This is a genomic window from Bradyrhizobium sp. GW821-FHT12B03 (assembly GCF_058807535.1).
This window is the reverse complement of the sequence record NZ_JBXAQU010000002.1, coordinates 56,907-78,951: the sequence shown is the minus strand read 5'-3', so window position 1 is coordinate 78,951 and position 22,045 is coordinate 56,907. Positions and strand designations below refer to the sequence as shown.

The 22,045-nt window shown below is 65.0% G+C and carries 22 protein-coding genes; 12 read left to right on the top strand and 10 right to left on the bottom strand.

What is annotated here, in order from left to right; all coding sequences use genetic code 11:
* Nucleotides 1-42 precede the first annotated feature (42 nt).
* The 6 genes from AC1RUR_RS04495 to AC1RUR_RS04470 all read right to left on the bottom strand — a co-directional run bounded on the left by AC1RUR_RS04495 (nt 43) and on the right by AC1RUR_RS04470 (nt 5,498).
* Nucleotides 43-747 (bottom strand): ABC transporter ATP-binding protein, encoded by a 705-nt coding sequence (locus AC1RUR_RS04495; RefSeq protein ID WP_492841750.1) that lies wholly within the window; start codon nt 745-747, stop codon nt 43-45.
* Nucleotides 731-1,462 carry an ABC transporter ATP-binding protein gene (locus AC1RUR_RS04490; protein ID WP_492841748.1) on the bottom strand — a complete coding sequence of 244 codons (732 nt, stop codon included), beginning with the start codon at nt 1,460-1,462 and terminating at the stop codon, nt 731-733. Before AC1RUR_RS04490 ends, AC1RUR_RS04495 begins: the two co-directional genes overlap by 17 nt.
* The gene (locus tag AC1RUR_RS04485) at nt 1,459-2,436 is read right to left on the bottom strand and encodes a branched-chain amino acid ABC transporter permease (RefSeq protein ID WP_492820270.1); all 978 of its coding nucleotides are present in this window, start codon (nt 2,434-2,436) and stop codon (nt 1,459-1,461) included. The genes AC1RUR_RS04490 and AC1RUR_RS04485 overlap by 4 nt, the downstream gene beginning before the upstream one ends.
* A gap of 1 nt (nt 2,437) precedes the next feature.
* Nucleotides 2,438-3,316, bottom strand: coding sequence for a branched-chain amino acid ABC transporter permease (locus AC1RUR_RS04480; RefSeq protein ID WP_035965171.1), 879 nt, complete (start codon nt 3,314-3,316; stop codon nt 2,438-2,440).
* Nucleotides 3,317-3,348: 32 nt separating this feature from the next.
* Nucleotides 3,349-4,593, bottom strand: a complete 1,245-nt coding sequence (locus tag AC1RUR_RS04475) for an ABC transporter substrate-binding protein (RefSeq protein ID WP_492841746.1) — start codon at nt 4,591-4,593, stop codon at nt 3,349-3,351.
* Nucleotides 4,594-4,682: 89 nt separating this feature from the next.
* Nucleotides 4,683-5,498, bottom strand: a complete 816-nt coding sequence (locus tag AC1RUR_RS04470; protein WP_492841744.1) for a putative hydro-lyase — start codon at nt 5,496-5,498, stop codon at nt 4,683-4,685.
* A gap of 120 nt (nt 5,499-5,618) precedes the next feature.
* Between AC1RUR_RS04470 and AC1RUR_RS04465 the strand changes: the two genes are divergently transcribed.
* The 5 genes from AC1RUR_RS04465 (at nt 5,619) to AC1RUR_RS04445 (ending at nt 10,643) form a co-directional block, all read left to right on the top strand.
* Nucleotides 5,619-6,536 carry a LysR family transcriptional regulator gene (locus AC1RUR_RS04465; protein WP_492841742.1) on the top strand — a complete coding sequence of 306 codons (918 nt, stop codon included), beginning with the start codon at nt 5,619-5,621 and terminating at the stop codon, nt 6,534-6,536.
* 32 nt (nt 6,537-6,568) lie between these two features.
* Nucleotides 6,569-7,819: a Zn-dependent hydrolase gene (locus AC1RUR_RS04460; protein WP_492841740.1), complete on the top strand. Its 1,251-nt coding sequence runs from the start codon at nt 6,569-6,571 to the stop codon at nt 7,817-7,819.
* Nucleotides 7,820-7,831: 12 nt separating this feature from the next.
* Nucleotides 7,832-8,743: an NAD(P)-dependent oxidoreductase gene (locus AC1RUR_RS04455; protein WP_492841738.1), complete on the top strand. Its 912-nt coding sequence runs from the start codon at nt 7,832-7,834 to the stop codon at nt 8,741-8,743.
* Nucleotides 8,744-8,754: 11 nt separating this feature from the next.
* The gene (locus tag AC1RUR_RS04450) at nt 8,755-9,828 is read left to right on the top strand and encodes a malate/lactate/ureidoglycolate dehydrogenase (protein WP_492841736.1); all 1,074 of its coding nucleotides are present in this window, start codon (nt 8,755-8,757) and stop codon (nt 9,826-9,828) included.
* A 197-nt stretch (nt 9,829-10,025) separates the two neighbouring features.
* The gene (locus tag AC1RUR_RS04445; RefSeq protein ID WP_492841734.1) at nt 10,026-10,643 is read left to right on the top strand and encodes a suppressor of fused domain protein; all 618 of its coding nucleotides are present in this window, start codon (nt 10,026-10,028) and stop codon (nt 10,641-10,643) included.
* A gap of 131 nt (nt 10,644-10,774) precedes the next feature.
* On the opposite strand, the gene AC1RUR_RS04440 is transcribed toward AC1RUR_RS04445, so the two are convergent.
* Entirely contained in the window at nt 10,775-11,848 is a 1,074-nt protein-coding gene (locus AC1RUR_RS04440; protein WP_492841732.1) for a tartrate dehydrogenase, read from the bottom strand.
* Between the two features lie 156 nt (nt 11,849-12,004).
* Here AC1RUR_RS04440 and AC1RUR_RS04435 point away from each other — a divergent pair, with 156 nt between their 5' ends.
* Nucleotides 12,005-12,781 (top strand): SDR family oxidoreductase, encoded by a 777-nt coding sequence (locus tag AC1RUR_RS04435; RefSeq protein WP_492841730.1) that lies wholly within the window; start codon nt 12,005-12,007, stop codon nt 12,779-12,781.
* Between the two features lie 136 nt (nt 12,782-12,917).
* Nucleotides 12,918-14,336: an amidase gene (locus tag AC1RUR_RS04430; protein WP_492841728.1), complete on the top strand. Its 1,419-nt coding sequence runs from the start codon at nt 12,918-12,920 to the stop codon at nt 14,334-14,336.
* Nucleotides 14,337-14,518: 182 nt separating this feature from the next.
* Here AC1RUR_RS04430 and AC1RUR_RS04425 read toward each other — a convergent pair whose 3' ends face one another.
* Nucleotides 14,519-15,625: an amino acid ABC transporter permease gene (locus AC1RUR_RS04425; RefSeq protein ID WP_492841726.1), complete on the bottom strand. Its 1,107-nt coding sequence runs from the start codon at nt 15,623-15,625 to the stop codon at nt 14,519-14,521.
* A 2-nt stretch (nt 15,626-15,627) separates the two neighbouring features.
* A complete protein-coding gene (locus tag AC1RUR_RS04420; protein ID WP_492841724.1) occupies nt 15,628-16,815 on the bottom strand; it encodes an amino acid ABC transporter permease in 1,188 nt (395 codons plus the stop codon).
* Between the two features lie 87 nt (nt 16,816-16,902).
* Here AC1RUR_RS04420 and AC1RUR_RS04415 point away from each other — a divergent pair, with 87 nt between their 5' ends.
* From AC1RUR_RS04415 to AC1RUR_RS04400, 4 genes are all read left to right on the top strand, one after another.
* Nucleotides 16,903-17,775, top strand: a complete 873-nt coding sequence (locus tag AC1RUR_RS04415) for a MurR/RpiR family transcriptional regulator (protein ID WP_492841722.1) — start codon at nt 16,903-16,905, stop codon at nt 17,773-17,775.
* 3 nt (nt 17,776-17,778) lie between these two features.
* Nucleotides 17,779-19,128, top strand: coding sequence for an aspartate aminotransferase family protein (locus AC1RUR_RS04410; protein ID WP_492841720.1), 1,350 nt, complete (start codon nt 17,779-17,781; stop codon nt 19,126-19,128).
* Between the two features lie 12 nt (nt 19,129-19,140).
* Entirely contained in the window at nt 19,141-20,154 is a 1,014-nt protein-coding gene (locus AC1RUR_RS04405) for an amino acid ABC transporter substrate-binding protein (protein ID WP_492841718.1), read from the top strand.
* A 172-nt stretch (nt 20,155-20,326) separates the two neighbouring features.
* A complete protein-coding gene (locus AC1RUR_RS04400) occupies nt 20,327-20,977 on the top strand; it encodes an aspartate/glutamate racemase family protein (RefSeq protein WP_492841716.1) in 651 nt (216 codons plus the stop codon).
* On the opposite strand, the gene AC1RUR_RS04395 is transcribed toward AC1RUR_RS04400, so the two are convergent.
* Entirely contained in the window at nt 20,974-21,621 is a 648-nt protein-coding gene (locus AC1RUR_RS04395) for a TetR/AcrR family transcriptional regulator (RefSeq protein ID WP_492841714.1), read from the bottom strand. The genes AC1RUR_RS04400 and AC1RUR_RS04395 overlap by 4 nt on opposite strands.
* Before the next feature lie 158 nt (nt 21,622-21,779).
* Between AC1RUR_RS04395 and AC1RUR_RS04390 the strand changes: the two genes are divergently transcribed.
* Nucleotides 21,780-21,989 carry a ferredoxin gene (locus AC1RUR_RS04390; RefSeq protein ID WP_492841712.1) on the top strand — a complete coding sequence of 70 codons (210 nt, stop codon included), beginning with the start codon at nt 21,780-21,782 and terminating at the stop codon, nt 21,987-21,989.
* Nucleotides 21,990-22,045: the final 56 nt, after the last annotated feature.

Here is a 22,045-nt window from a genome sequence, read left to right as displayed (position 1 = left end):
TGACGCCGAGTGTGTTGCGCGCGTGCGCCCAACACTTCGCGGCTAAAGCCCCAGATACGCCTTCCTCACATCCGGATTGCCCCTGATCTCCGCCGAGGCACCCTGCATCAGCACGCGGCCGGTTTGCAGGATGTAGGCGCGGTCGGCGATCTCCAGACACTCGGCCATGCGCTGCTCGACGATCAGCACGGTCATGCCGGCATCGCGGATGCGCTTCACCGCCTGGAAGATCTCATCCACCAGCTTCGGCATGATGCCCTGCGAGGGCTCGTCCAGCATCAACAGACGCGGACGCGTCATCAGGGCGCGGCCGATCGCGAGCATCTGCTGCTCGCCGCCGGAGAGCGTCTCGGCGCGCTGCTCGAGGCGCTCGGACAGGCGCGGAAACAGGGTGAAGACGAGATCGAGCGGCTCCTCGCGGTTCGCTTCGCTGCGATACAGATAGCTGCCGAGGCGTAGATTGTCGCGCACCGAGAGGCGCGGGAACAGGCGGCGGTTTTCCGGCACATAGGCGATGCCGGTGGCGGTGATGTGGTGCTGCGCCATGCCGTCGAGGCGCTTGCCGTCGAACGTCACGGTGCCCGAGCGCGGACGTTCGGCGCCGGCGATGGATTTGAGCAGCGTCGACTTGCCCGCGCCGTTGGCGCCGGCCACGCAGACGATCTCGCCCTTCTCGACCTCGATCGAGACCGCGGAGATCGCGACCAGGCCCTGATAGGCGGTCGTGACTTCATGCACTGACAGCATGACGATCTCCCAGATATGCGCTGATCACCTTGGGATCGCGGACGACGTCGGACGGCTTGCCCTCGACCAGCACCTTGCCGAGGTCGAGCACGATGGCGCGGTCGACCAGCGGCATCACGATCTCCATGACGTGCTCGACCATCAGCACGGTGATGCCGGCGTCGCGCACCTTGCGCACCAGCGCCACGCCGGTCTGCGCCTCGGTCGGCGTGAGACCGGTGAGAACTTCATCGAGCAGCAGCAGTTTCGGTTCGGTCGCAAGCGCACGCGCGACTTCGAGACGGCGCTTTTCGGCCGGAACGAGGTCGCTTGCGAGCACGTCGGCGCGTGCGGCAAGGCCGGTGAACTCCAGCACCTCATGCGCCTTGCGGCGGGCCTCGCGCATCACGGTGTTGCGCACGAGCGCACCGACGATGACGTTGTCGATGACCGTCATGGTCTCGAAGCTCTTGACGACCTGGAAGGTGCGCCCGACGCCGCGCTGGCAACGTTCCGCCGCCGGCAGGTTGGTCACATCCTCCCCGTCGAAGACGATCGAGCCCTGCGTCGGCGGCAGCACGCCGGCGATGAGGTTGAACAGTGTCGACTTGCCGGCGCCGTTCGGACCGATCAGGCCGACGATCTCGCCGCGGCCGACCGAGATCGAGACGTCGCTGTTGGCGACGAGGCCGCCGAAACGCTGCCAGACGCCGCGGGTTTCGAGGAGCGCGGTCATCGTGCAGCCTCCTTGCGGCGCGAGAACAGCCCGATCAGACCTTCCGGCCGTGCCAGCGCGATCACGACGATCAGCGTGCCATAGACGATGAGATCGACGCCGCGGCCGGAGCCGCCGATATAGGAGCGCGTCAACTCGGTGAGCGGAATCAGGATGACGGCGCCGAGCAGCGGCCCCCACAGCGTGCCGATGCCACCCAGGACCGCCGGCAACGCCATCAGCAGCGAGAACTGGAAGCCCATGACGCTTCCGGGGTCGATATAGGAAACATACATGGCATAGAAGCTACCGCCGATCGCGACCAGGAAGGCGGAGACAGCCGCAGCTCCCATCTTGGAATCGAACACGACCACGCCGAGGCTCTGGGCTGCGTCGGGATTGTCCTTCACCGCGCGCCACCAATAGCCCCATTTGGAATCTTCCAGCCACCAGGTGACGAACCAGGCGATGCAGGCGAGCGCCAGCGCGAAATAGAAGTACGGCAGCTTGCTGCGGGCGAATTGGAATTTCAGCCAGCTGTCGCCGCGCACGGGCATTTCGATGCCGAGGGCCGCACCCGCCCACTCCCAGTTCTGGATCAGCAACAAGCCGATCTCGGCGATCACGATGGTGGCGATCGCAAAGTAGTGGCCACCAAGACGGAAGCAGGGATAGCCGAGCGCCATCGCGATCAGGGCGGAGATGGCGCCGCCGGCGAGCATGCCGAACCAGGGCGGCACGCCGAACTTCGTGAACAGGAGTGTGGTGGTATAGGCGCCCAAACCGAAATAGAGGGCATGCCCGAGCGATATCTGCCCGCAATAGCCCGACAGGATGTTCCAGCTCTGCGACAGCGCCCCGAACATCAGCGTCAAGATCATGATGTTCTGGACGTTTGGATTCTTGACGAACAGCGGCACAAGCGCCGCGGCGACCGCAAGGCAAGCCGCAACGAGGAGTTCGCGGCGACGCCGCTCTGTGAAGCTCTTGTCCATCTCACATCGATCCGAACAGGCCACGTGGCCGGACGAAGACCACGAGGAGATAGACGGCATAGATGCCGACCGACTTCAATGATGGCGGCAGCACGAGCGCGGTGGTGGCCTCGACGAGACCGACGATGATGCCGCCGGCGAAGGCGCCGAACACGCTGCCGAAGCCGCCAAGCGCCACCGTGACATAGGCGATCAGTGCAAAGGATGCGCCGACGTCGGGATAGATGTAGAAGAAGCTCGCCATGATGGCGCCGGCGAGCCCCACCAGGGCAGCGCCGAGGCCCCAGCCGAGCGCGAACACGCGGTTCTTGTCGATGCCGACGAGGGCCACCGCACCGGGATCCTCACGGGTCGCCTCCAGGGCGCGGCCGAAATCGGTGCGGTTGATGAAGAGGTAGAGCCCGCCGAACGCCGCGATCGCGACCAGCGCGCCGAAGAGCTGCGGCTGGGGCAGGAAGATCCCGGCGACCGATACCGTCTTGCCGCCGAGCCATGAGTTGGGGACGCTGCGATAGTCGGCCGTGAAGAACAGCTGAGCCAGGCCGCGCATCACGATCGCGAGGCCAAAGGTCGCGAAGATCTGCACCATGCCGACATTGGCCTTGGCGCGCATCGCAAACCGAACGATCACGAGATAGACCACCGCCCCCAGAACAAACAGGGCGGCGGCGGCCAGTGGCGCCGACAGCAGTGGATCGATCGCGAAGAACGTGAACAGAAAGAACGTCACGTACATCGCGAGCATCAGGAACTCGCCATGGGCGAAGTTGACGACGTCCATCAGGCCGAAGATCAACGCCAGGCCAACGGCGATCAGTCCGTAGAGCAGCCCCATCAGGAGGCCGCTCGCCAGGCTTTGGATAATGGTCTCGGCTGTCACGTTGCTTCGTCCCCCGCCCGCAACCTGGTCGCTTACTTCATCGGCCAGATCGCATCGGCAACCGCCGCCTGCGACGGGAAGATGGTGACGAACTTGCCGCCGACATATTGCAGCAGCACCGGATCGGCATCGTTGTTCTGGCCCATGTCGTCGAATTTGACGCGCTTCCAGGGCATGATGGTCTGCTCGCCCGGAATTTCGGTTGCGGCCATCGCGTCGCGGATCTTCTCACCGTCGGTCGACTTGGCGCGGTTGATGGCGTCTGCAATCAAGATCATCGCCATGAACTGCCGCGAGGTGTTGTCGTTGAGGTCCTTGCCCGACTTCGCCTTGAACAGGTCGTTGATCTTGCCGACCATCGGCCGCTTGGCGGCGAGATCGAGCGAGAAGCTGCCGCGGGTGATCGCGCCTTCGAGCTTGTCGCCGACGGCATCGTAAAGAGCCTTTTCGGAGAAGCCGGCGGCCTGCGCCACGATCGCGTTCGGCTTGTAGCCGAGCTCGGCCATGGTCTTGACCAGCAGGATGCCGTCGGTGGTGTAGCTCGAGGGCAGCAGCACGTCGGCATTGGCCGCCTTGAGCTGCTGCACCTCGGCCGAAAGCGACGGCGAGTTGGCGCGGTACTTGATGTCGGCGACGATCTTGTAGCCGCGCTCGGTCGCGAGCTTGGTCTGGGCGTTGGCGGAGTCGGTACCGAAAATCGTGTCTTCGTGGAACAACGCCAGCGTGTCGGCCTTGGCGCCCTTCTTCTTCATCGCATCGAGGAAGTCGAACATCCCGGCCGAGAACATCTCGTCATGCGGCGAGGCGCGGAAATAATACTTCAGCCCGCGGCGATGCAGGCTCGGCGAGGAGTTGTCCGCCGACAGGAACGGAGTCTGGTAACGTTCGCAGATCTGGCTGATCGTGACTGCGACCGCGCTTTGATAGGAACCGAGGATGGCGCAGACCTTTTCCTGCGTGATCAGGCGCTCGGCTTCGGCGCGCCCCTTTTGCGGGTCGCCCTGCGTGTCAGCGTAGACGATACGGATCTTGGCACCGCCGAGGCCGGGTAAGCCCAGGCCCTTTGCAAGCGGAAGGTCGAAGTCCTGATCGTTGTTGATGATATCGATCGCGGTCTCGAACGCGCGCTGCGCATCGACACCCACCTGGGCACCGGAGCCCGACAACGGATAGGTGGCGCCGATCACCACTTCGCTGGTTTGCGCGCGCGCGGCTAGCGGCATCAACGCGGCGGTGGCGGTGGCTCCGAGCAGAACGTCGCGGCGAGTGATCGTCATGGGCAAAGTCCCCTGTTACTGAATTGCGCGTATCGAATGAAGCGATTGGCAGATAGCGTAAAGCCTGAAGAAGCAGCAAACGCTGCCTACTAAATCACGGCCATGGTCCTGTTTTTCAGATCGGTCACCAGCATCAGGCCGGGCGAATGCGTGATTGCGAACGGCACCTTGGCGGCGTTGATCACCGATTGCGGTGTGACGCCGCAGGCCCAGAACACCGGAATCTCGTCGTCGGCGACCGGCACAGGATCACCATAGTCGGGCTTGGCGATGTCCTTGATGCCGATCAGGTGCGGATGACCGAGATGCACGGGCGCGCCGTGCACGGCGGGATAGCGCGAGGTGATCTGCACCGCGCGGATCGCATCGGCCGGCTTGAACGGACGCATCGACACCACCATGGGGCCGGCGAACGGACCGGCCTCGCCGCAGGCGATGTTGGTGCGGTACATCGGCACGCGCACGTTCTGCTCGATGTGGCGGATCGGCATGCCCTCGTCGAGCAGCGCCTCTTCGAACGAGAAGGAGCAGCCGAGCACGAAGGTCACGAGATCGTCGCGCCAATACTTGGTGACGTCGGTCGGCTCGTCCACGACTTCGCCGTCGCGCCAGACGCGGTAGCGCGGCACATCGGTGCGGATGTCGAGATCGGCGCCGAGCGCGGGGATGTGCGGGCTGCCGACGTCGGACATGCCGATGATCGGGCACGGCTTCGGGTTGAGCTGGCAGAAGCGGTGAAAGGCACCGGCGTACTCGGCGGGGAGGATCGCCAGATTGCCCTGGACGAAGCCGGGGGCGACCCCGGCGGTGGAACCCACCTCACCGCCACGATAGGCGAGCCGCGCCTGGCGGCTCGATAGGGTATCGGATGTTTCAGTTTGCTGCGCTGCCACCAAAACAGTCATGTGATCGACCTGCCTATAAACTCGACAAAGACAAGCCAACACCAAGCGTGCTATAAAGTCTAATCTTCGTTTCTAATCAATCTCGATAAATACAATTTATCGATCGGGAAAATCGTTGCAATGCTGGACTTCAGGTCGATCGAGACATTCCTCTGGGTTGTGAAGCTCGGCAGCTTTCGCGGTGCCGCACAAAGGCTCAACACGACCCAGCCCGCGATCTCCCAGCGCATCGCCCAGCTCGAGCGCGAGATGGGCGTGAAGCTCCTCAACCGCGACCACCGCGTGGCGTCGCCGACGCCGAGCGGCCGGCAGATGATGGTCTATGCGGAGAAGCTGATCGGCCTGCGCGCCCAGATGATGGCCGAGGTCGGCGACCGCTCGGCGATGCGCGGTGTGATGCGGCTCGGCGTGGCCGAGACCATCGTGCACACCTGGCTGCCGCGCCTCGTGAAGAGCGTGAACGAGATCTATCCGAACCTGTCGCTGGAGATCGAGGTCGACATCACGCCGAACCTCACTGCGCGCCTGCTCGCGCAGGAGATCGAGCTTGCCTTCGTGGTCGGGCCATTGTCGGCCTCCGGCGTGCACAATCGCGTGCTCGCCGATTATCCGATCGGCTTTCTCGCCAGCCCCTCGCTCGGCCTCGGCAAGGGACCCGTGACGCCGGCGGAGCTCGCGCGCTTTCCGATCATCACTTTCCCGCGCAAGACCAAGCCTTACGAGGTCGTGCGCGAGGTGTTCGACCGGCCCGAGCTGCCGCCGATCCGGCTGCACGCCTCCGCCTCGCTTGCGACCGTCATTCACATGGCGGTTGAAGGCCTCGGCATCGCGGTGATCCCCGACGCCATCGTCGAGAACGAGCTTGCCGACGGGCGACTGCAACTGCTCGACACCGAACTTGCGATCGCGCCGCTGACGTTCACCGCAAGCTGGCTCGCCTCGCCCGACGTGGTGGCGGTAGAGCGCGTCGCCGAGCTTGCCTGTCAGATTGCGCAGAGCAGCGTTACTGTTGACGCGCCCGCGCTGGCGCGTCATTGAAACAGGCGCCGGACAATCGAGAGACCGACCGCATGAGCCGAGCCGCCACGAACCTGCAAATCGATTCCGCCCGCCTCTGGGGCTCCATTCACGAGACCGCGCAATTCGGCGGGACGGCCAAGGGCGGCGTGCGGCGGCTGACGCTGAGCAGCGAAGACAAGCAGGTGCGCGACTGGTTCCGCAAGGCCTGCGAGGACGCCGGCCTCGAGATACACACAGACGCACTCGGCTCGCAGTTCGGTCTGCGCAAGGGCCGCGACATGTCGAAGCTGCCCGTCGGCATCGGCTCGCATCTCGACACCCAGCCGACCGGCGGCAAGTATGACGGCATTCTGGGGACGCTCGGCGCGCTGGAAGTGATCCGCACCCTGAACGACGCCGGCATCGAGACCGAAGCACCGATCTGCATCGTCAACTGGACCAACGAGGAAGGCTCGCGCTTCGCACCGGCGATGATGGCGTCCGCGGCTTACGTTGGCGATTTCACCACCGACGATATCCTGTCGCGCAAGGATGTCGAGGGCACGACCGTTGGCCAGGCGCTCGACAGCATCGGTTATCGCGGCGACAAGCCGGTCGGCTTCCAGAAGCTCGGCTGCTTCGTCGAGCTGCACATCGAGCAGGGTCCGATTTTGGAAGCCGAGGGCAAGACCATCGGTGTCGTCGATTCCGGCCAGGGCGTGCTGTGGTACGATGGCAAGATTTCAGGCTTCGAGAGCCATGCGGGCTCGACCCCGATGCCGCTGCGGCGCGATGCGCTGGCCACGCTCTCCGAGATCGTGCTGGCGATGGAGGCCATTGCGAAGAAGCACGGACCGAAGGCGGTCGGCACCATCGGCGAGGCCGTGATCGCAAATCCCTCGCGCAACGTCATTCCCGGCGAGATCGCCTTCACGATGGATTGCCGCAGCGCCGACGGCGCAATCATGGACGCGCTCGATCGCGATCTGCGCGCCGCGATTTCCGAGATCGCCGCGCGCCGCAAGGTCGAGGTCAAGATTGACCTGGTCTGGCGCAAGCCGCCGACGCATTTCGATCCCAAGCTGATCGCGGCGGTCGAGAACGCGGCGAAGACGCTCGGCTACTCCTCTCGCCGCATCACCTCCGGCGCCGGCCATGACGCCTGCAACCTCAATACCGTCATGCCGGCGGCAATGGTGTTCGTGCCCTGCAAGGACGGCATCAGCCACAACGAGCTGGAAGACGCCACGCAGCCCGACTGCGCCGCGGGCACCAACGTGCTGATGCACACCGTGCTGGCGATCGCCGGCGTCGCATCCTGATCGGGGAGAGCCATGCGCGGAGTTTTCGTCGACGCCAACGAAGCCCTCGCCGTGATCATGGAGCGGCTGGAGCTATCAGGCGATCCCAAGGTGCGGATCAACAGGAATCCGGACATCAAGCCCGAGCAATACCCGGAAATCCTCGACGGCGCCGAGATCGCGATCGTCGACCACACCGCACTGCCGACCGAAGTCGCGAAGAAATGCGTGGGGCTGAAGCACGTCGTGTTCCTCGGCACCGGCGCACGCAGCTACATGAACCCGGAAGAACTCGCCGAGCTCGGCATTTCCGTGCACCTGATCAAGGGCTATGGCGACACCGCCGTGGCCGAATCCGCGATCGCGCTGATGTGGGCGTCGGCCCGCGTCATCGCGATGATGGATCGCGAGATGCGCGTCGGCAACTGGCTGCGCGAGGACGGCATGCAGCTCACCGGCAAGACTCTCGGCCTGATCGGCTTCGGCGGCATCGCCGCGGAGGTCGCGCGCATCGCCACAGGCAGCGGCATGAAGGTGATCGCCTGGAACCGCTCGCCGAAGAGTTTTCCGGGCGTCGAGTTCGCCGATCTCGACACGGTGCTGGCGAAAAGTGACGTCGTGTCGCTGCATCTTCTGCTCAACGACGAAACGCGCGGCATGATCACCCGCGAGAAGATCTTTGCGATGAAGCGTGGTGTCATCCTCGTCAACACCGCGCGCGCCGCGGTGGTCGACGAGACCGCCATGATCGACGCCCTGAAGTCGGGCCACATCCGTCACGCCGGCCTCGACGTTTTCAACATCGAGCCGCTGCCCGGCGATCATCCGCTGACGAAACTGCCGAACGTGACGCTATCGGCGCATTCGGCGTTCCGCACGCCGGAAGCGAGCGAGAACCTGATCGAAGCGGCCCTGGTCCACTGCCGCCGGATCGTGAAAGGATAAGAGCAACAACCATGGCCGACTATCGCACCATCAAGGCAGAGCCCCTCACCAACGCCATCCGCGCCATCGTCAAGGCCGGTGGCTCCACGGATCGCGAGGCCGAGCTCGTATCCACCAACCTCGTCGAGGCAAATCTCAGGGGACACGACTCGCACGGCGTCGGCATGATCCCGCGCTATGTCCAGAGCGTCACCAATGGCGGCCTCGCCGTGAACCAGCACGTCAAGATCGTGCTCGATACCGGCCCGCTTCTCACGCTCGACGGCCTCACCGGCTACGGCCAGGTGATCGGCCATGAAGCGATGGAGCTCGCCGCCGAGCGCGCCAAGCGCAACGGCGTGTGCCTGGTCGGCCTCTCCAACGCACACCACATCGGCCGCATCGGCCACTGGGCCGAGCAGTGCATCGACCACGGGCTGGTCTCGATCCACTTCGTCAACGTGATCTCGCGCCCGATCGTGGCGCCCTGGGGCGGCAGCGATGCCCGCCACGGCACCAACCCGTTCTGCGTCGGCATCCCGCGCAGGGGCAAGGACCCGATCGTGCTCGACTTCGCCACCAGCAGGATCGCGCAGGGCAAGACCCGCGTCGCCCACAACAAGGGCGTCGAGCTGGAGCCCGGCACCATCATCGACAATGAAGGCGGGGCCACGGTCAATCCCCGCTACACCGTGATCCCGCCGTACGGCGCCATCCTGCCGTTCGGCGAGCACAAGGGTTCGGGGCTCGCGCTCGTGTGCGAAATTCTCGGCGGCGCGCTCTCCGGCGGGCAGGTGGTCAAGGGCCCGTCCGACGGCAAGTACAACGTCCTCAACAGCATGCTCTCGATCATCATCGACCCGGGCAAGCTCGGCACCGGCGAAAACCTCGCACGCGAAGTCGAAAGCTTCGTCGCCTGGCACACCGGCTCACCGCCCGGCCCCGGCGTCGAAAAGGTGCTGATCGCCGGCGATCCCGAGCGCGAGACCAAGAAAAAGCGCCTCGCCGAAGGCATCCCGGTCGATCCGACCACCTGGCGGGAGATTCTGGAGGCCGGGAAGAAGTTCGGTCTGGATCAGGCGGCGATCGAGAGGATCGCGGGCTGATCTGGATAGAAGCGCGGCTCCCTCTCCTGTCGTTCTCCGACCTCATGGACACACGCGCCGGGGAAGCTGGACAGCGGCGAAGAGTCGCCGAGTCTTTGGAGCGGATTTGAACCGGCCCGCGCTGCCTTGCGACAACGCGGATATCCCGGCCCACATCCGCCCCCAAGGTTCACATGCTCTCCCGTCTCGCAAAGCTCATGTCTGGTTCAAGCAGGCCGTCACACGCAGCCGATCTCTACCAGCAACGGCTCGCCATCTACGCAAGCGAGCTTGGCGAGCCCGAATACAGCTTCGCGGACAGCGCGGAGCGCCGCATCGATATCCATGCCTTTGGCCGCGATTTCGTGCCGGTGTGCCAGGAGGGATCTGACGAAGGCTACGTGCTTCTGACCAACGGCATGAGCGAGCAACGGATGCCGGGGGTGCTTGGGGACGCAAAGCCGCGTGCCGAGCTGATGTGGTATGTCCGCGAACCGACCGAGGAGGTTCGCGCCAATCTGCGCTGGCTCGCCAATCTGCCGTTCATCGACACGACCTGGTTCGGCTTCGGCCATCGCGTCGCGCTTCCGTGGCCGCCGGTTGCCGGAACGGACTTCCAGACGTTCCTGTTTCTCACGCCGATCATCGGCCCCGACAAGCAGATCGCCGAGGCGCTGGAGATCGCGGGCGATCCGGTGGAGATCCTGACCGTGAACTTGATCTCGCATCAGGAGCTCGGGCTCATCAAATCGAGAGGACTGGATCCGTTCCTCGATCTTCTCGACGACAACGATTACCCACCGATCTTCGATCCGGCGCGGAAATCGTACGTGTAGTCGTAGGCTGGGTTAGCGAAGCGTAACCCACCACTGTTCGTCTCCGAGGAGACAGAAGAGGTGGGTTATGCCCAGCGGACCACGCTTCGCGTGACCGCAAGGCTAACCCACCTTACGCGGTCCGCCTTGCCTCAGTCCACCATATCGGCGACCGCCTTGCCGCAGGCCGTGGTGTCGGCGTTGCCGCCGAGATCCTTGGTCCGCAGCGTGCGCTCGGCGAGCGTCCGCTCGATCGCCTCGACGATCGAACGGCCGGCTTCCTTCTCGCCAAGATGCTCGAACATCATCGCGCCCGACCAGATCGCACCGATCGGGTTGGCGATGCCCTGCCCCGCGATGTCGGGCGCCGAGCCGTGCACCGGCTCGAACACCGAGGGGAAATCGCCTTCGGGGTTGATGTTGCCTGACGGCGCGATGCCGATGGTGCCGGTGCAGGCCGGGCCGAGGTCGGAGAGGATGTCGCCGAACAGGTTCGAGCCGACCACGACGTCGAACCAGTCAGGATGCAGCACGAAGTTCGCGGTCAGGATGTCGATGTGGTACTTGTCCCACTTCACACCCGGGAACTTCTTGGCCATCGCCTCCACGCGCTCGTCCCAATAGGGCATCGTGATGGAGATGCCGTTGGACTTGGTCGCCGAGGTCAGGTGCTTCTTCGGCCGCGACTGCGCGAGCTCGAAGGCGAATTTCAGGATGCGGTCAACGCCGATGCGGGTCATCACCGTCTGCTGGGTGACGAATTCGCGGTCGGTGTCCGGGAACATGCGGCCGCCGACGGAGGAATATTCGCCTTCCGTGTTCTCGCGCACCACCCAGAAATCGATATCGCCGGGCTTGCGGTTCGCCAGCGGCGACGGCACGCCGGGCATCAGCCGCACCGGGCGCAGGTTCACGTACTGGTCGAACTCCCTGCGGAATTTGATCAGCGAGCCCCACAGCGAGACGTGATCCGGGATTTTGGCCGGCCAGCCGACCGCGCCGAAATAGATCGCGTCGTGCTTGCCAATCTTTTCCTTCCAATCGTCCGGCATCATCTGGCCGTGCTTCTCGTAATAGTCCCAGGACGAGAAGTCGAAATGATCGAAATGCACGGAAACGCCGTGCTTCTTGGCCGCCGCCTCCAGCACGCGCAGGCCCTCCGGCATCACTTCCTTGCCGATCCCGTCGCCGGGAATGACCGCGATCCGGTATTGCTTCTTGCTCATCGAGAACGTCCTTGGTTGGTCCGGCAGCCGCCGTCTTTTTGACCGCACTGCAATGGACCAAAGTCGCGGGCAGTGCAACGCTGCACTGCAATGTTGACCGTGGCGCGGCCGACCGCCTACTGATTTCATCCTGCTCCTGTCCTGCGAGTACCCCCCATGGATCTGCATCTGCGTGGCAAGCGCGTCCTGATCACCGGTGCGTCCAAAGGCATTGGCGCCGCAGCCGCCGAGGCGTTCGCCGAGGAAGGCGCGCATCTGCTGCTCGCCGCCCGTAACGGCGAACAGCTCAAGGCACTGGCCGAGCGTCTGCGCTCTGCGCATCAGATCGATGCCGCGACAAGCATCGTGGATTTGCGCAACGCCGAGGATTTGGCGCGGCTCGCCAAGGAGGCCGCCGACATCGACATCCTCGTGAACAATGCCGGCGACATCCCCGGCGGCTCGATCGACAAGATCGACGAGGCGACCTGGCGCCACGCCTGGGAATTGAAAGTGTTCGGCTACATCAACCTGACCCGCATGATCTATGCGCAGATGAAGTCGAAGGGCCGCGGCGTCATCGTCAACGACATCGGCGCGGCCGGCGAAAAGTTCGACGCGAATTACATCTGCGGCAGCGCCGGCAACGCCGCGCTGATGGCCTTCACCCGTGCGCTCGGCGGCAAGAGCCTCGCCGACAACATCCGCGTGGTCGGCATCAATCCCGGGCCGGTCGGCACTGATCGCCACGTCACCCTGCTCAAGACGCGCGCGAAGCATCAGTTCGGCGACGAGAGCCGCTACGGGGAATTCCAGAAGAGCCTGCCGCTCGGCCGCCCCGCGCATGCGCGCGAGATCGGCGACCTCATGGCTTTTCTGGCATCAGACCGTTCAGGCTACACGTCAGGGGTGATCTATACGGTGGATGGCGGCATCAGCGCGGGTTGGGGTTAGTCGTCTCGTGTCGTTGCCTGCTCTACATTCCGTCATTGCGAGCGCAGCGAAGCAATCCAGACCGTCTCCGCAGAGGCATTCTGGATTGCTTCGCTGCGCTCGCAATGGCGACAAGATAAGCACAGGAGTACAATAGTTGTCTCAAGACCTGATCCGCGAAACCGCCTGCACCGTCGTCGACAAGCTGCGGTCCGGCGACGTCTCGCCGCTCGAACTGCTGGACGTGCTGGAAAAGCGCATCAGTGAGGTCGACGGCAAGGTCAACGCGCTGCCGACGCTGTGCTTCGATCGCGCACGGGCCAATGCCAAAGCCCTGATGCAGAAGCCGGCCGGCGCGCGCGGGCTGCTCGCGGGCCTGCCGGTGCCGATCAAGGACCTGACCGACGTCGCCGGCGTGCTGAACACGCAGGGCTCGCCGATCTTCAAGGATAACATCCCGACGAAGTCCGACCTGATGGTCGAGAACCTCGAGGCCAATGGCGCGGTGGTCTACGCCAAATCGAACACGCCGGAATTCGGTGCCGGCGCCAATACCTTCAACGAAGTGTTCGGCGCCACGCTCAATCCCTGGGATACGTCCAAATCGGCAGCCGGCTCCTCCGGCGGCGCCGCGGTGGCGCTCGCGACCGGCATGGCCTGGCTCGCCCAGGGCTCGGACATGGGCGGCTCGTTGCGCAGCCCCGCGGCCTTCTGCGGCGTCGTCGGCATGCGGCCGAGCATCGGCCGCGTCGCGCATACCCCCAAATCGGGTATCGATCGCAATCTCGGCGTCGTCGGGCCGATGGCGCGCAACGTCGAGGATCTTGCACTGCTGCTGGACGCCATGAGCGGCGACTATGCGGACGATCCGCTGTCGCTGCCGGCGCCTGTGACCTCTTTCCTGTCGGCAGCACAATCGGGCAGGAAGCCAAAGCGCATCGCCTACTCGCCCGATCTCGGCATCACGCCTGTCGATCCCGAGGTCAAGGCAATCACCCGCAAGGCCGCCGAACGCTTCGCGGAGGCCGGCGCCGTCGTCGAGGAGGCGCATCCGGACTGGCGCGAGGCACATGAATGCTTCCACGTGCTGCGCGCCTTCGATTTCGCGATCACCAAGGCCAACCTGCTGCGCACCAAGCGCGACCTGCTCAAGCCCGAGGTGATCTGGAACATCGAAGAGGGCCTCAAGCTGACGGTCGAGCAACTCGCGCGTGCCGAGGCGCAGCGCGTGGGCATGACCGCGCGCGCAATCGAGTTCTTCAAGAGCTACGACCTGCTGCTGGTGCCGACCACGATCGTGCCGCCGTTCCCGATCGAAAACCGCTATGTCGCCGAATGCGCCGGCAAGAGGTTCGACAATTACGTCGAGTGGCTCGGCATCGTCTACGCGATCACGCTCGCCTGCTGCCCCTCGCTCTCGCTGCCTTGCGGCTTCACGGCGTCAGGCCTGCCGGTCGGCGTGCAGGTCGTCGGCGCCCCGCGCGCGGACGCGCAGGTGATCGCCGGGGCGAAGGTGCTGGAGGATATTCTGGGCGTGCGCGGGACCACGCCGATCGATCCCAAGGTGAAGAAGTAAGGCGATCTACGACACCCGCGGTAGTTTCCCTCTCCCCCTGTGGGAGAGGGTGGCTCGCCGCATAGCGGCGAGACGGGTGAGGGGTATCTCTCCGCGAATGAATCTCTCGCAGGGAATATGAGGATAGAACCCCTCATCCGGCGCTTCGCGCCACCTTCTCCCACAAGGGGAGAAGGAAGCCATCACCTTCCGCTCGTCGCCTCCAGGCCGCGGCTGTAGCGCGACATCGCAAAACAAAAGACAAAATAGATCGCGGCGACGAAGATGTAGACCTCGACCGAGAACTGCTGCCAGGCGGGATCGATGATCGCCGTCTTGGCGGTGGTAAGCAGATCGAAAATGCCGATGATCAAGACGAGGCTGGTGTCCTTGAAGAAGGCGATGAAGGTGTTGACCAGCGGCGGGATGACGTGGCGGATCGCCTGCGGCAGCACGATCAGCCGGTTCTTGCGCCAATAGGACAACCCCAGCGCCTCGGCAGCCTCGTATTGTCCGCGCGGCACGGCCTGGAGGCCGCCGCGAATGACTTCGGCAAGGTAAGCGCCCGCGAACAGGATGATCGCGATCTGCGCGCGGAGCAGCTTGTCGATGTTGAAGCCGCTGGGCATGAACAGCGGAAACATCACGCTCGCCATGAACAGCAGGCTCACCAGCGGCACACCGCGGATCAGTTCGACATAGAGCACGCTGAGCGAGCGGATCGCCGGCAGCTTCGAGCGGCGGCCGAGCGCGACGAGAATGCCAAGCGGGAAGCCGAAGGCGAGACCGAAGGTCGCGAGGATCAGCGTCACCGGCAGTCCGCCCCAGCGGTCCTGCGATACGAAGGAGAGGCCGAACACGCCGCCCCACATCAGCGCGCTGATCAGCGCAAGTACGCCGATCCAGAGATAGATCAGCTCGCGCCGCCAGAAGGTTCGTCGGCTGGAGAAATAGAACAGCGCGATGAACAGCACCACCGACAGCGCCGGCCGCCACTGCTCGTCGAACGGATAGGTCCCGAACAGGATGAAGCGATATTTCTCGGGGATGATCGCCCAGCAGGCACCGAAGCCGCGGACGGCACGGCACGCGCTGGAATCGTTCGCCGGCGTCAGCCAGACCGCATTGGCGATACCCCATTGCGCGAAGCTGAAGATAGCCTTGGCGAGGATCGCCAGCAGCACGACCGACAGAATGCCGTTGGGAATCGACGAGAACAGATTGGTGCGCAGCCAGCGCAGCACCGGGTTGCCCATCTGCGGACGGCGGGCGGCGCGTGGCGCTTCCGGACTGTCCGTGATCGCCGTCATGCTCAGCGCTCCACCAGCGCGATGCGCGCATTGTACCAGTTCATGAAGAAGCTGATACCGAGGCTGATGGTCAAAAACACCGCCATGATCAGCGCGATCGCCTCGATCGCCTGCCCGGTCTGGTTCAGCGTGGTGTTGGCGACCGAGACCACGTCCTGGTAGCCGATCGCGACCGCGAGCGAAGAGTTCTTGGTCAGATTGAGATATTGGCTCGTCATCGGCGGCACGATCACGCGCAGCGCCTGCGGCAGGATGATCTGCCGCAGCACGAAGCTGCGGCGCAGGCCGAGCGCGTTGGCGGCATCCCACTGGCCGCGCGGAACGGACTGGATGCCACTGCGCACGATCTCGGCGATGAAGGCCGAGGTGTAGGTGACGAGCGCGATCAGCAGCGCAAAATATTCCGGTGCCAGCGTCAGCCCGCCGACGAAATTGAAGCCGCGTAGCGCGGGCCACTCGATCGTCCAGGGCACGCCGAGCAACATGGACACCAGCGCCGGCAGCACGACGATGAGGCCGAGCGCGAAGGGCCAGGCCGATCGCGGCTTGCCGTCCCGCATCTGCTCCGCGATCTGCCATCGTCTGACAAGATAGAACACGGCGCAGCCCAGCGCGGCCGTGCCGAGCACCCAGAGCTGCGGCGCTCCGATCGGGATCGCCGGCAGGATCAGGCCGCGATTGGAGAGGAACACTCCCTCGATCGGCCGGAACGCCGCACGCGCAGCCGGCAGCGCCTGCATCAGCACGTACCAGAACAGGAGCTGAAGCAGCAGCGGAATGTCGCGGAGCGTCTCGACATAGACGGCGGCGAACCGCGACAACAGCCAGTTGGCTGAGAGCCTGGAGATGCCGACCAGCGTGCCCAGGATCGTCGCAAGCGCGATGCCGATCACCGCGACACGCAGCGTGTTGGCGACGCCGACGACGAAGGCCCAGAGGTAGCTGTCTCGCGGATTGTAGGCGAGCAGGCTGTCGGCAATCGGCATGCCCGCTTCGCGGCCGAGGAAGGCAAAGCCGGTCGTGATGCGACGGGCCGACAGGTTGGTGACGGTGTTGGACCAGAGGAAGGCGATCACGCCCACCGCGATCCCGACCACGAGGGCCTGCCAGAACAGGCCTTTCAGCTCCCGCCGCCCGAAGGCGCCGAAAAAGCTACGTCGCGGCGGCGGTCTCGGACCATCTGATGTCACGGCGCAAAAATCCTTCTCGAAACCAGCGATTTCCGGCGGCGCACGTCAACTGTTGCACCAAACTATAATTCATGCAACAAATGTTTCATGGTCGAGCCCGCGAAATCCTCGCCGCTGAGCGAACTGCGCATTGCATTGCCATCGCTCCCGATGCGCTTGCAGGAGGTCGGGCGCTTCGTCGCAGCCAACGACTACGACGCCACCACCCGTTCGATGCGCGATCTCGCCGCGGAAGCCGGTGCCGATCCCGCCGCGTTTACGCGGCTTGCCAAGGCGATCGGCTATTCCGGCTGGGACGAATTGCGTGCGGCGCTGACGGAAGCACGGCGACCGTTGCAGATTTCGCCCTTCTCCGGTCGCGCCAAAAGTCGCCGCCATGGCCCGCACGCCGATGTCGCGCTGGTCACCGACAAGCTCGCGGCCGAGGCCGCCGGCCTTCCGCGCATTCCGGCCCAACCGATTACGGAGGCGGCCCGCGCGCTGCACGACGCCAAGCGGATCTGGATCGCCGGCTATCGCAGCTGCCGCAGCGTCGCGGAACTCTTGAACTACGAACTGCGGCTGTTCCGCCCCGAACAGGTGCAGCTCGTCGGCGCGTCCGGTCCCGACGATCTCGACCTCGGCGCCTTCCGCCCTGGCGAAGCCGTCATCGTCATCGGCTTCCTGCCGTATACGCACGCGAGTGTCCGCGTCGCGCAGGCCGCCTATCGCGCCGGCGCAACGCTGATTGCGATCGCCGACAGCGTCTCGGCCCCGATGGCCGAGGGCGCCGACCATGTGCTGTTGTTCGAAGCCGCCTCCTCCCCCGGCTTTTTCCCGAGCCTCACCGGCGCGATCGCGATTGCACAGTCGCTTGCCGCGGTGACGTTCTCGCTCGGCGGACTGGCCGCGAAGAAACGCCTGGAGAATACCGAGGCCCGGCTCGCCGCGGCCTCCACCTACGTTTCAGAGAAAGGTTGATCCATGGCCGCTCGCACCAGCCGCGTGCTGCACCGCTCGTTGCGTGAAACGCCGCCCAAGGCGATTGGCGGCGAAGGCGTCTATCTTTTCGCCGAGGACGGGCGGCGCATCATCGACGCCTCCGGCGGCGCCGCGGTTTCCTGCCTCGGCCACCAGCATCCCCGCGTGATCGCGGCGATGGCCAAGCAGGCCTCGACGCTGGCCTATGCGCACACCGCCTTCTTCTCCTCCGAGCCAGCGGAAGCGCTCGCGGAGACGCTGGTCGGGCACGAGCCCGGCGGTCTCGCCTATGCCTATTTCGTCAGTGGCGGATCGGAGGCGATCGAGGCCAGCATCAAGCTCGCGCGGCAATATTTCATCGAGCGCGGCGAGCCGCAGCGGCAGCATTTCATCGCGCGGCGGCAGAGTTATCACGGCAACACGCTCGGTGCGCTCGCCGCCGGCGGCAATGCCTGGCGCCGTGCGCCCTATGCGCCGTTGCTGTCGGCCGCCTTCAGCCATGTGACTCCCGCCTTTGCCTATCATGAGAAGCGCGAGCGCGAGTCGGATGTGCAATTCGTGGCACGCCTCGCAGCCGAGCTCGAAGCCGAGTTCCAGCGGCTCGGCCCGCACACGGTCGCAGCGTTCCTCGCCGAGCCCGTCGTCGGTGCCACCGCCGGCGCGGTGACCGCGCCGGACGGTTACTTCAGGGCGGTGCGCGAGATCTGCGACCGGCACGGCGCGCTGCTCATTCTCGACGAAGTCATGTGCGGCATGGGCCGGACCGGCACCACGCACGCCTGGGAACAGGAAGGTGTCGCTCCCGATATCCAGGCCATCGCGAAGGGGCTCGGCGGCGGCTACCAGCCGATCGGCGCGATGCTCGCGAGCGGCAGGATCATCGAAACCATCCGCACAGGCTCGGGTGCCTTCCAGCATGGCCATACTTATCTCGCGCATCCGCTCGCTTGCGCGGCCGCGCTCGCAGTGCAGGAGGTGATCCGCGAGGATGGCCTGCTCGATCGCGTCAAGGAGCGCGGCCGGCAGCTCGAGCAACGCCTGACCGAGCGCTTCGGCAATCACCGCCATGTCGGCGATATCAGGGGACGCGGGTTGTTCTGGGCGATCGAGCTCGTCGCCGACCGCGCCAGCCGCACCTCGTTCGATCCGGCGCTCAAGCTCAACCAGAAGATCAAGGCGGAAGCCTTCGCCAACGGGCTCGGCTGCTATCCCGGCGGCGGCACCGTGGACGGCATCCGCGGCGACCACGTGCTGCTGGCGCCGCCCTACATCGCGTCAGCCGACGAGATCGACCTGATCGTCGACAAGCTCGGCACCGCCGTCGACAACGTGTTGCGTAGTGTCAATCATTGAGGGGAGAGTAGCATGATGAGGAACATGGTTATCGCGGCGGGCGCGCTCGCGGCATCGGCGGCGGTCGCGCAGGCAGCGACGCTCGACACGGTGAAGAGCCGCGGCACACTGGTGTGCGGCGTCAGCGCCGGCTTTGCCGGGTTCTCGGCGCCGGACTCGCAAGGCAATTACAAGGGCCTCGACGTCGACTATTGCCGCGCGCTGGCAGCCGGCGTGCTCGGCGATGCCAGCAAGGTGCGTTACGTCTCGCTGACTGCGCAGAACCGCTTCACCGCGCTTCAATCCGGCGAGATCGACGTGCTCTACCGTAACTCGACGCAGACCTATTTGCGCGGCGTGACGCTGGGCCTGCGCCAGGGCCCTATCAACTTCTACGACGGCCAGGGCTTCGTCGTGAAGAAGGACCTCGGCGTGAAGGAGATCAAGGACCTCAAGGGCGCCACCGTCTGCGTCGCGCAGGGCACCACCCACGAGGTCACGCTCGGCGATTACGGCCGCGCCAACGGCATCGACTGGAAGCCGCTGGTGTTCGACCGCGTCGACACCATGTACCAGACCTTCTTCGGCGGCCGCTGCGATGCGATGACCCAGGACGCTTCCGCGCTTGCCGGCGCCGTGACGACCGCAGCGCCCAACCCGGCGGACTACGTCGTGCTGCCGCAGACCATCAGCAAGGAGCCGCTCGGGCCCTTCACCCGCAACGGTGACGAGGTCTGGAGCGACATCATCACCTGGCTGCATTATGGCCTGATCGAGGCCGAGGAGCTCGGCGTGACCCAGGCCAATGTCGATGAGATGGCGAAGTCGCAGACGCCGGCGATCCAGCGGCTGCTCGGGGCCTCCGGCGATCTCGGCTCGCGGCTTGGGCTCGACAACAAATGGCTGGTGACAGTGATCAAGGCCGGCGGCAATTACGGCGAGATCTACGAGCGCAATGTCGGTAAAGCAAGCCCGCTCAAGCTCGACCGCGGCCTCAACGGCCTCTGGAGCAAGGGCGGCTTGATGTATGCCGTGCCGTTCAAGTAATTACGCGTGTCCCGGACGCGCAGCAGCGTGCAACGCTGCTGCGCAGAGCCGGGACCCAGGAGGCCACGGCTTCTGGCTCTCTAAAAGAATGGGCCCCGGCTCAGCAGCGCATCACTTCGTGCTGCGCTGCGTCCGGGGCACGAGACCGACCAGGTAGTCATAGTTACTCTCGATGACCACACCCACGCGCATCGCCCTGATCCACGCCCTCAGGCATTCCATCGCGCCGATCGAGGCGGCGTTCGCAGAGGCGTGGCCGGAGGCGCGGCTGATGAACCTGCTGGACGACAGCCTGTCGGCGGATTTGGCGCGCGATGGCGCACTCAACGACGCCATGACCGAACGTTTCCTGGCGCTCGGCGACTACGCTGTGGCCACGGACGCGGATGCGATCCTGTTCACCTGCTCGGCCTTCGGCCCCTGCATCGAGGCGGTCGCGCATGCGCATGCACCGATGCCAGTGCTCAAGCCGAACGAGGCCATGATCGAACGCGCGGTGACGATGGGCAAGCGGATCGGCCTGCTCTCGACCTTCGCGCCGACGCTGATCTCGATGCCGCCGGAGTTTCCGGCGTCCGTCCAGATCGTGCCGAAACTCGCTGAAGGCGCACTCGCGGCGCTCGACCGCGGCGACCGCACCACACATGACCGGTTGATCGCCGAAGCCTCGCGCGACCTGCGCGATTGCGACGTCATTGCGCTCGCACAGTTCAGCATCGCGGCAACGGCACCGCTGGTCGCGGAGGCCACCGGTCGCCCGGTCGTGACGACGCCGGACAGCGCGGTCGACAAGCTGATGAAGCTGCTGGCAGCGAAGATTTAGGCGCGGGTCTTCTTCCGACGCTGTGCATCCTTGATCGCAGCGGCAAGCGCGGCCTTGGTTTCGTTCACAAAGTCCTCCACCAACTCCTCGCGCGTGGCGTGCGCGGCCTCGCCGGTGAACAGGCCCTGCTCGGCCAGCATCACCACGCCATGCAACGCCGCCCAGATCTTGAGCGCTTGCCGTTCGCGCAAGAAACCGACAGCGGGCGCCTCCAGCGCTTCGATCACGAGCGCGAAAGTCTCGCGCGTGGCCTCATGCAGTTCGCTACCCTTGGCCGCGCACGACACGGTCCGGGAGGCGAACATCAGGCGATAGATGCCGTTGCGGCGCAGGCCGAAATCGAGCGTCGCCTGCGCCAGCCGCGACAGTTTCGATTGCTTCGAGGGCTTCGCCATCGCCTCGCGCAGAAGTGCACTGAGCTGCCGGAACGCCTCCGCCGTCACTGCCGCCAACAGCGCCTCGCGGTCGGCGAAATGCCGGTAGGGCGCCGGCTGCGAGACGCCGAGTTGCTTTGCCAGCGCCTTGATGCTGATTGCCTCGGCGCCACCCTGCTCCGCCTCGCGCAACGCCGCCTTGATCAGGGCATCGCGGAGATCGCCATGGTGGTAGGTGTTCCCGGGCTTGCGGGCGAGTTGTGAACGCATGTTGCGCCAAGCCTATAAGTTTGCGCTTGACAGGGGAAGCCTGCCGCGAATGTAATAGGATATAACTTAAAGCTGGCGGCAAATGCCGTCGATAATGTTTGCCATGAGGAACGCGCAGCCCCTTCGGGCGCCGCGCGCACACGACCAAGGAAGCCGCCATGACAGAGCGACTGAGGGTTCACGTCGATCCCGACAAATGCCAGGGCCACGCGCGCTGCAAGGCGCTGGCGCCGGAGCTGTTCGAGCTCGACGAATACGGCAACGCCCATGAAGCCGGCGACGGAATTGTTCCCGAGGGCCTTGAAGACAAAGCCTGGCTTGCCAAATCCAATTGTCCGGAAATCGCGATCGATGTGATCGAGGAGTAGTGCGGCCTCTGCCGCCCCCGCGTGCCTGCAGCGAACACAAGCCCCAAGAAAGATTC

What these genes read in the sequence shown, in the direction of transcription:
- AC1RUR_RS04495 (WP_492841750.1), bottom strand. Translation starts at nt 747, where the DNA reads ATGCTGTCAGTGCATGAAGTCACGACCGCCTATCAGGGCCTGGTCGCG.
- AC1RUR_RS04490 (WP_492841748.1), bottom strand. Translation starts at nt 1,462, where the DNA reads ATGACCGCGCTCCTCGAAACCCGCGGCGTCTGGCAGCGTTTCGGCGGC.
- AC1RUR_RS04485 (WP_492820270.1), bottom strand. Translation starts at nt 2,436, where the DNA reads ATGGACAAGAGCTTCACAGAGCGGCGTCGCCGCGAACTCCTCGTTGCG.
- AC1RUR_RS04475 (WP_492841746.1), bottom strand. Translation starts at nt 4,593, where the DNA reads ATGACGATCACTCGCCGCGACGTTCTGCTCGGAGCCACCGCCACCGCC.
- AC1RUR_RS04470 (WP_492841744.1), bottom strand. Translation starts at nt 5,498, where the DNA reads ATGACTGTTTTGGTGGCAGCGCAGCAAACTGAAACATCCGATACCCTA.
- AC1RUR_RS04465 (WP_492841742.1), top strand. Translation starts at nt 5,619, where the DNA reads ATGCTGGACTTCAGGTCGATCGAGACATTCCTCTGGGTTGTGAAGCTC.
- AC1RUR_RS04460 (WP_492841740.1), top strand. Translation starts at nt 6,569, where the DNA reads ATGAGCCGAGCCGCCACGAACCTGCAAATCGATTCCGCCCGCCTCTGG.
- AC1RUR_RS04455 (WP_492841738.1), top strand. Translation starts at nt 7,832, where the DNA reads ATGCGCGGAGTTTTCGTCGACGCCAACGAAGCCCTCGCCGTGATCATG.
- AC1RUR_RS04450 (WP_492841736.1), top strand. Translation starts at nt 8,755, where the DNA reads ATGGCCGACTATCGCACCATCAAGGCAGAGCCCCTCACCAACGCCATC.
- AC1RUR_RS04445 (WP_492841734.1), top strand. Translation starts at nt 10,026, where the DNA reads ATGTCTGGTTCAAGCAGGCCGTCACACGCAGCCGATCTCTACCAGCAA.
- AC1RUR_RS04440 (WP_492841732.1), bottom strand. Translation starts at nt 11,848, where the DNA reads ATGAGCAAGAAGCAATACCGGATCGCGGTCATTCCCGGCGACGGGATC.
- AC1RUR_RS04435 (WP_492841730.1), top strand. Translation starts at nt 12,005, where the DNA reads ATGGATCTGCATCTGCGTGGCAAGCGCGTCCTGATCACCGGTGCGTCC.
- AC1RUR_RS04425 (WP_492841726.1), bottom strand. Translation starts at nt 15,625, where the DNA reads ATGACGGCGATCACGGACAGTCCGGAAGCGCCACGCGCCGCCCGCCGT.
- AC1RUR_RS04415 (WP_492841722.1), top strand. Translation starts at nt 16,903, where the DNA reads ATGGTCGAGCCCGCGAAATCCTCGCCGCTGAGCGAACTGCGCATTGCA.
- AC1RUR_RS04410 (WP_492841720.1), top strand. Translation starts at nt 17,779, where the DNA reads ATGGCCGCTCGCACCAGCCGCGTGCTGCACCGCTCGTTGCGTGAAACG.
- AC1RUR_RS04405 (WP_492841718.1), top strand. Translation starts at nt 19,141, where the DNA reads ATGATGAGGAACATGGTTATCGCGGCGGGCGCGCTCGCGGCATCGGCG.
- AC1RUR_RS04400 (WP_492841716.1), top strand. Translation starts at nt 20,327, where the DNA reads ATGACCACACCCACGCGCATCGCCCTGATCCACGCCCTCAGGCATTCC.
- AC1RUR_RS04395 (WP_492841714.1), bottom strand. Translation starts at nt 21,621, where the DNA reads ATGCGTTCACAACTCGCCCGCAAGCCCGGGAACACCTACCACCATGGC.
- AC1RUR_RS04390 (WP_492841712.1), top strand. Translation starts at nt 21,780, where the DNA reads ATGACAGAGCGACTGAGGGTTCACGTCGATCCCGACAAATGCCAGGGC.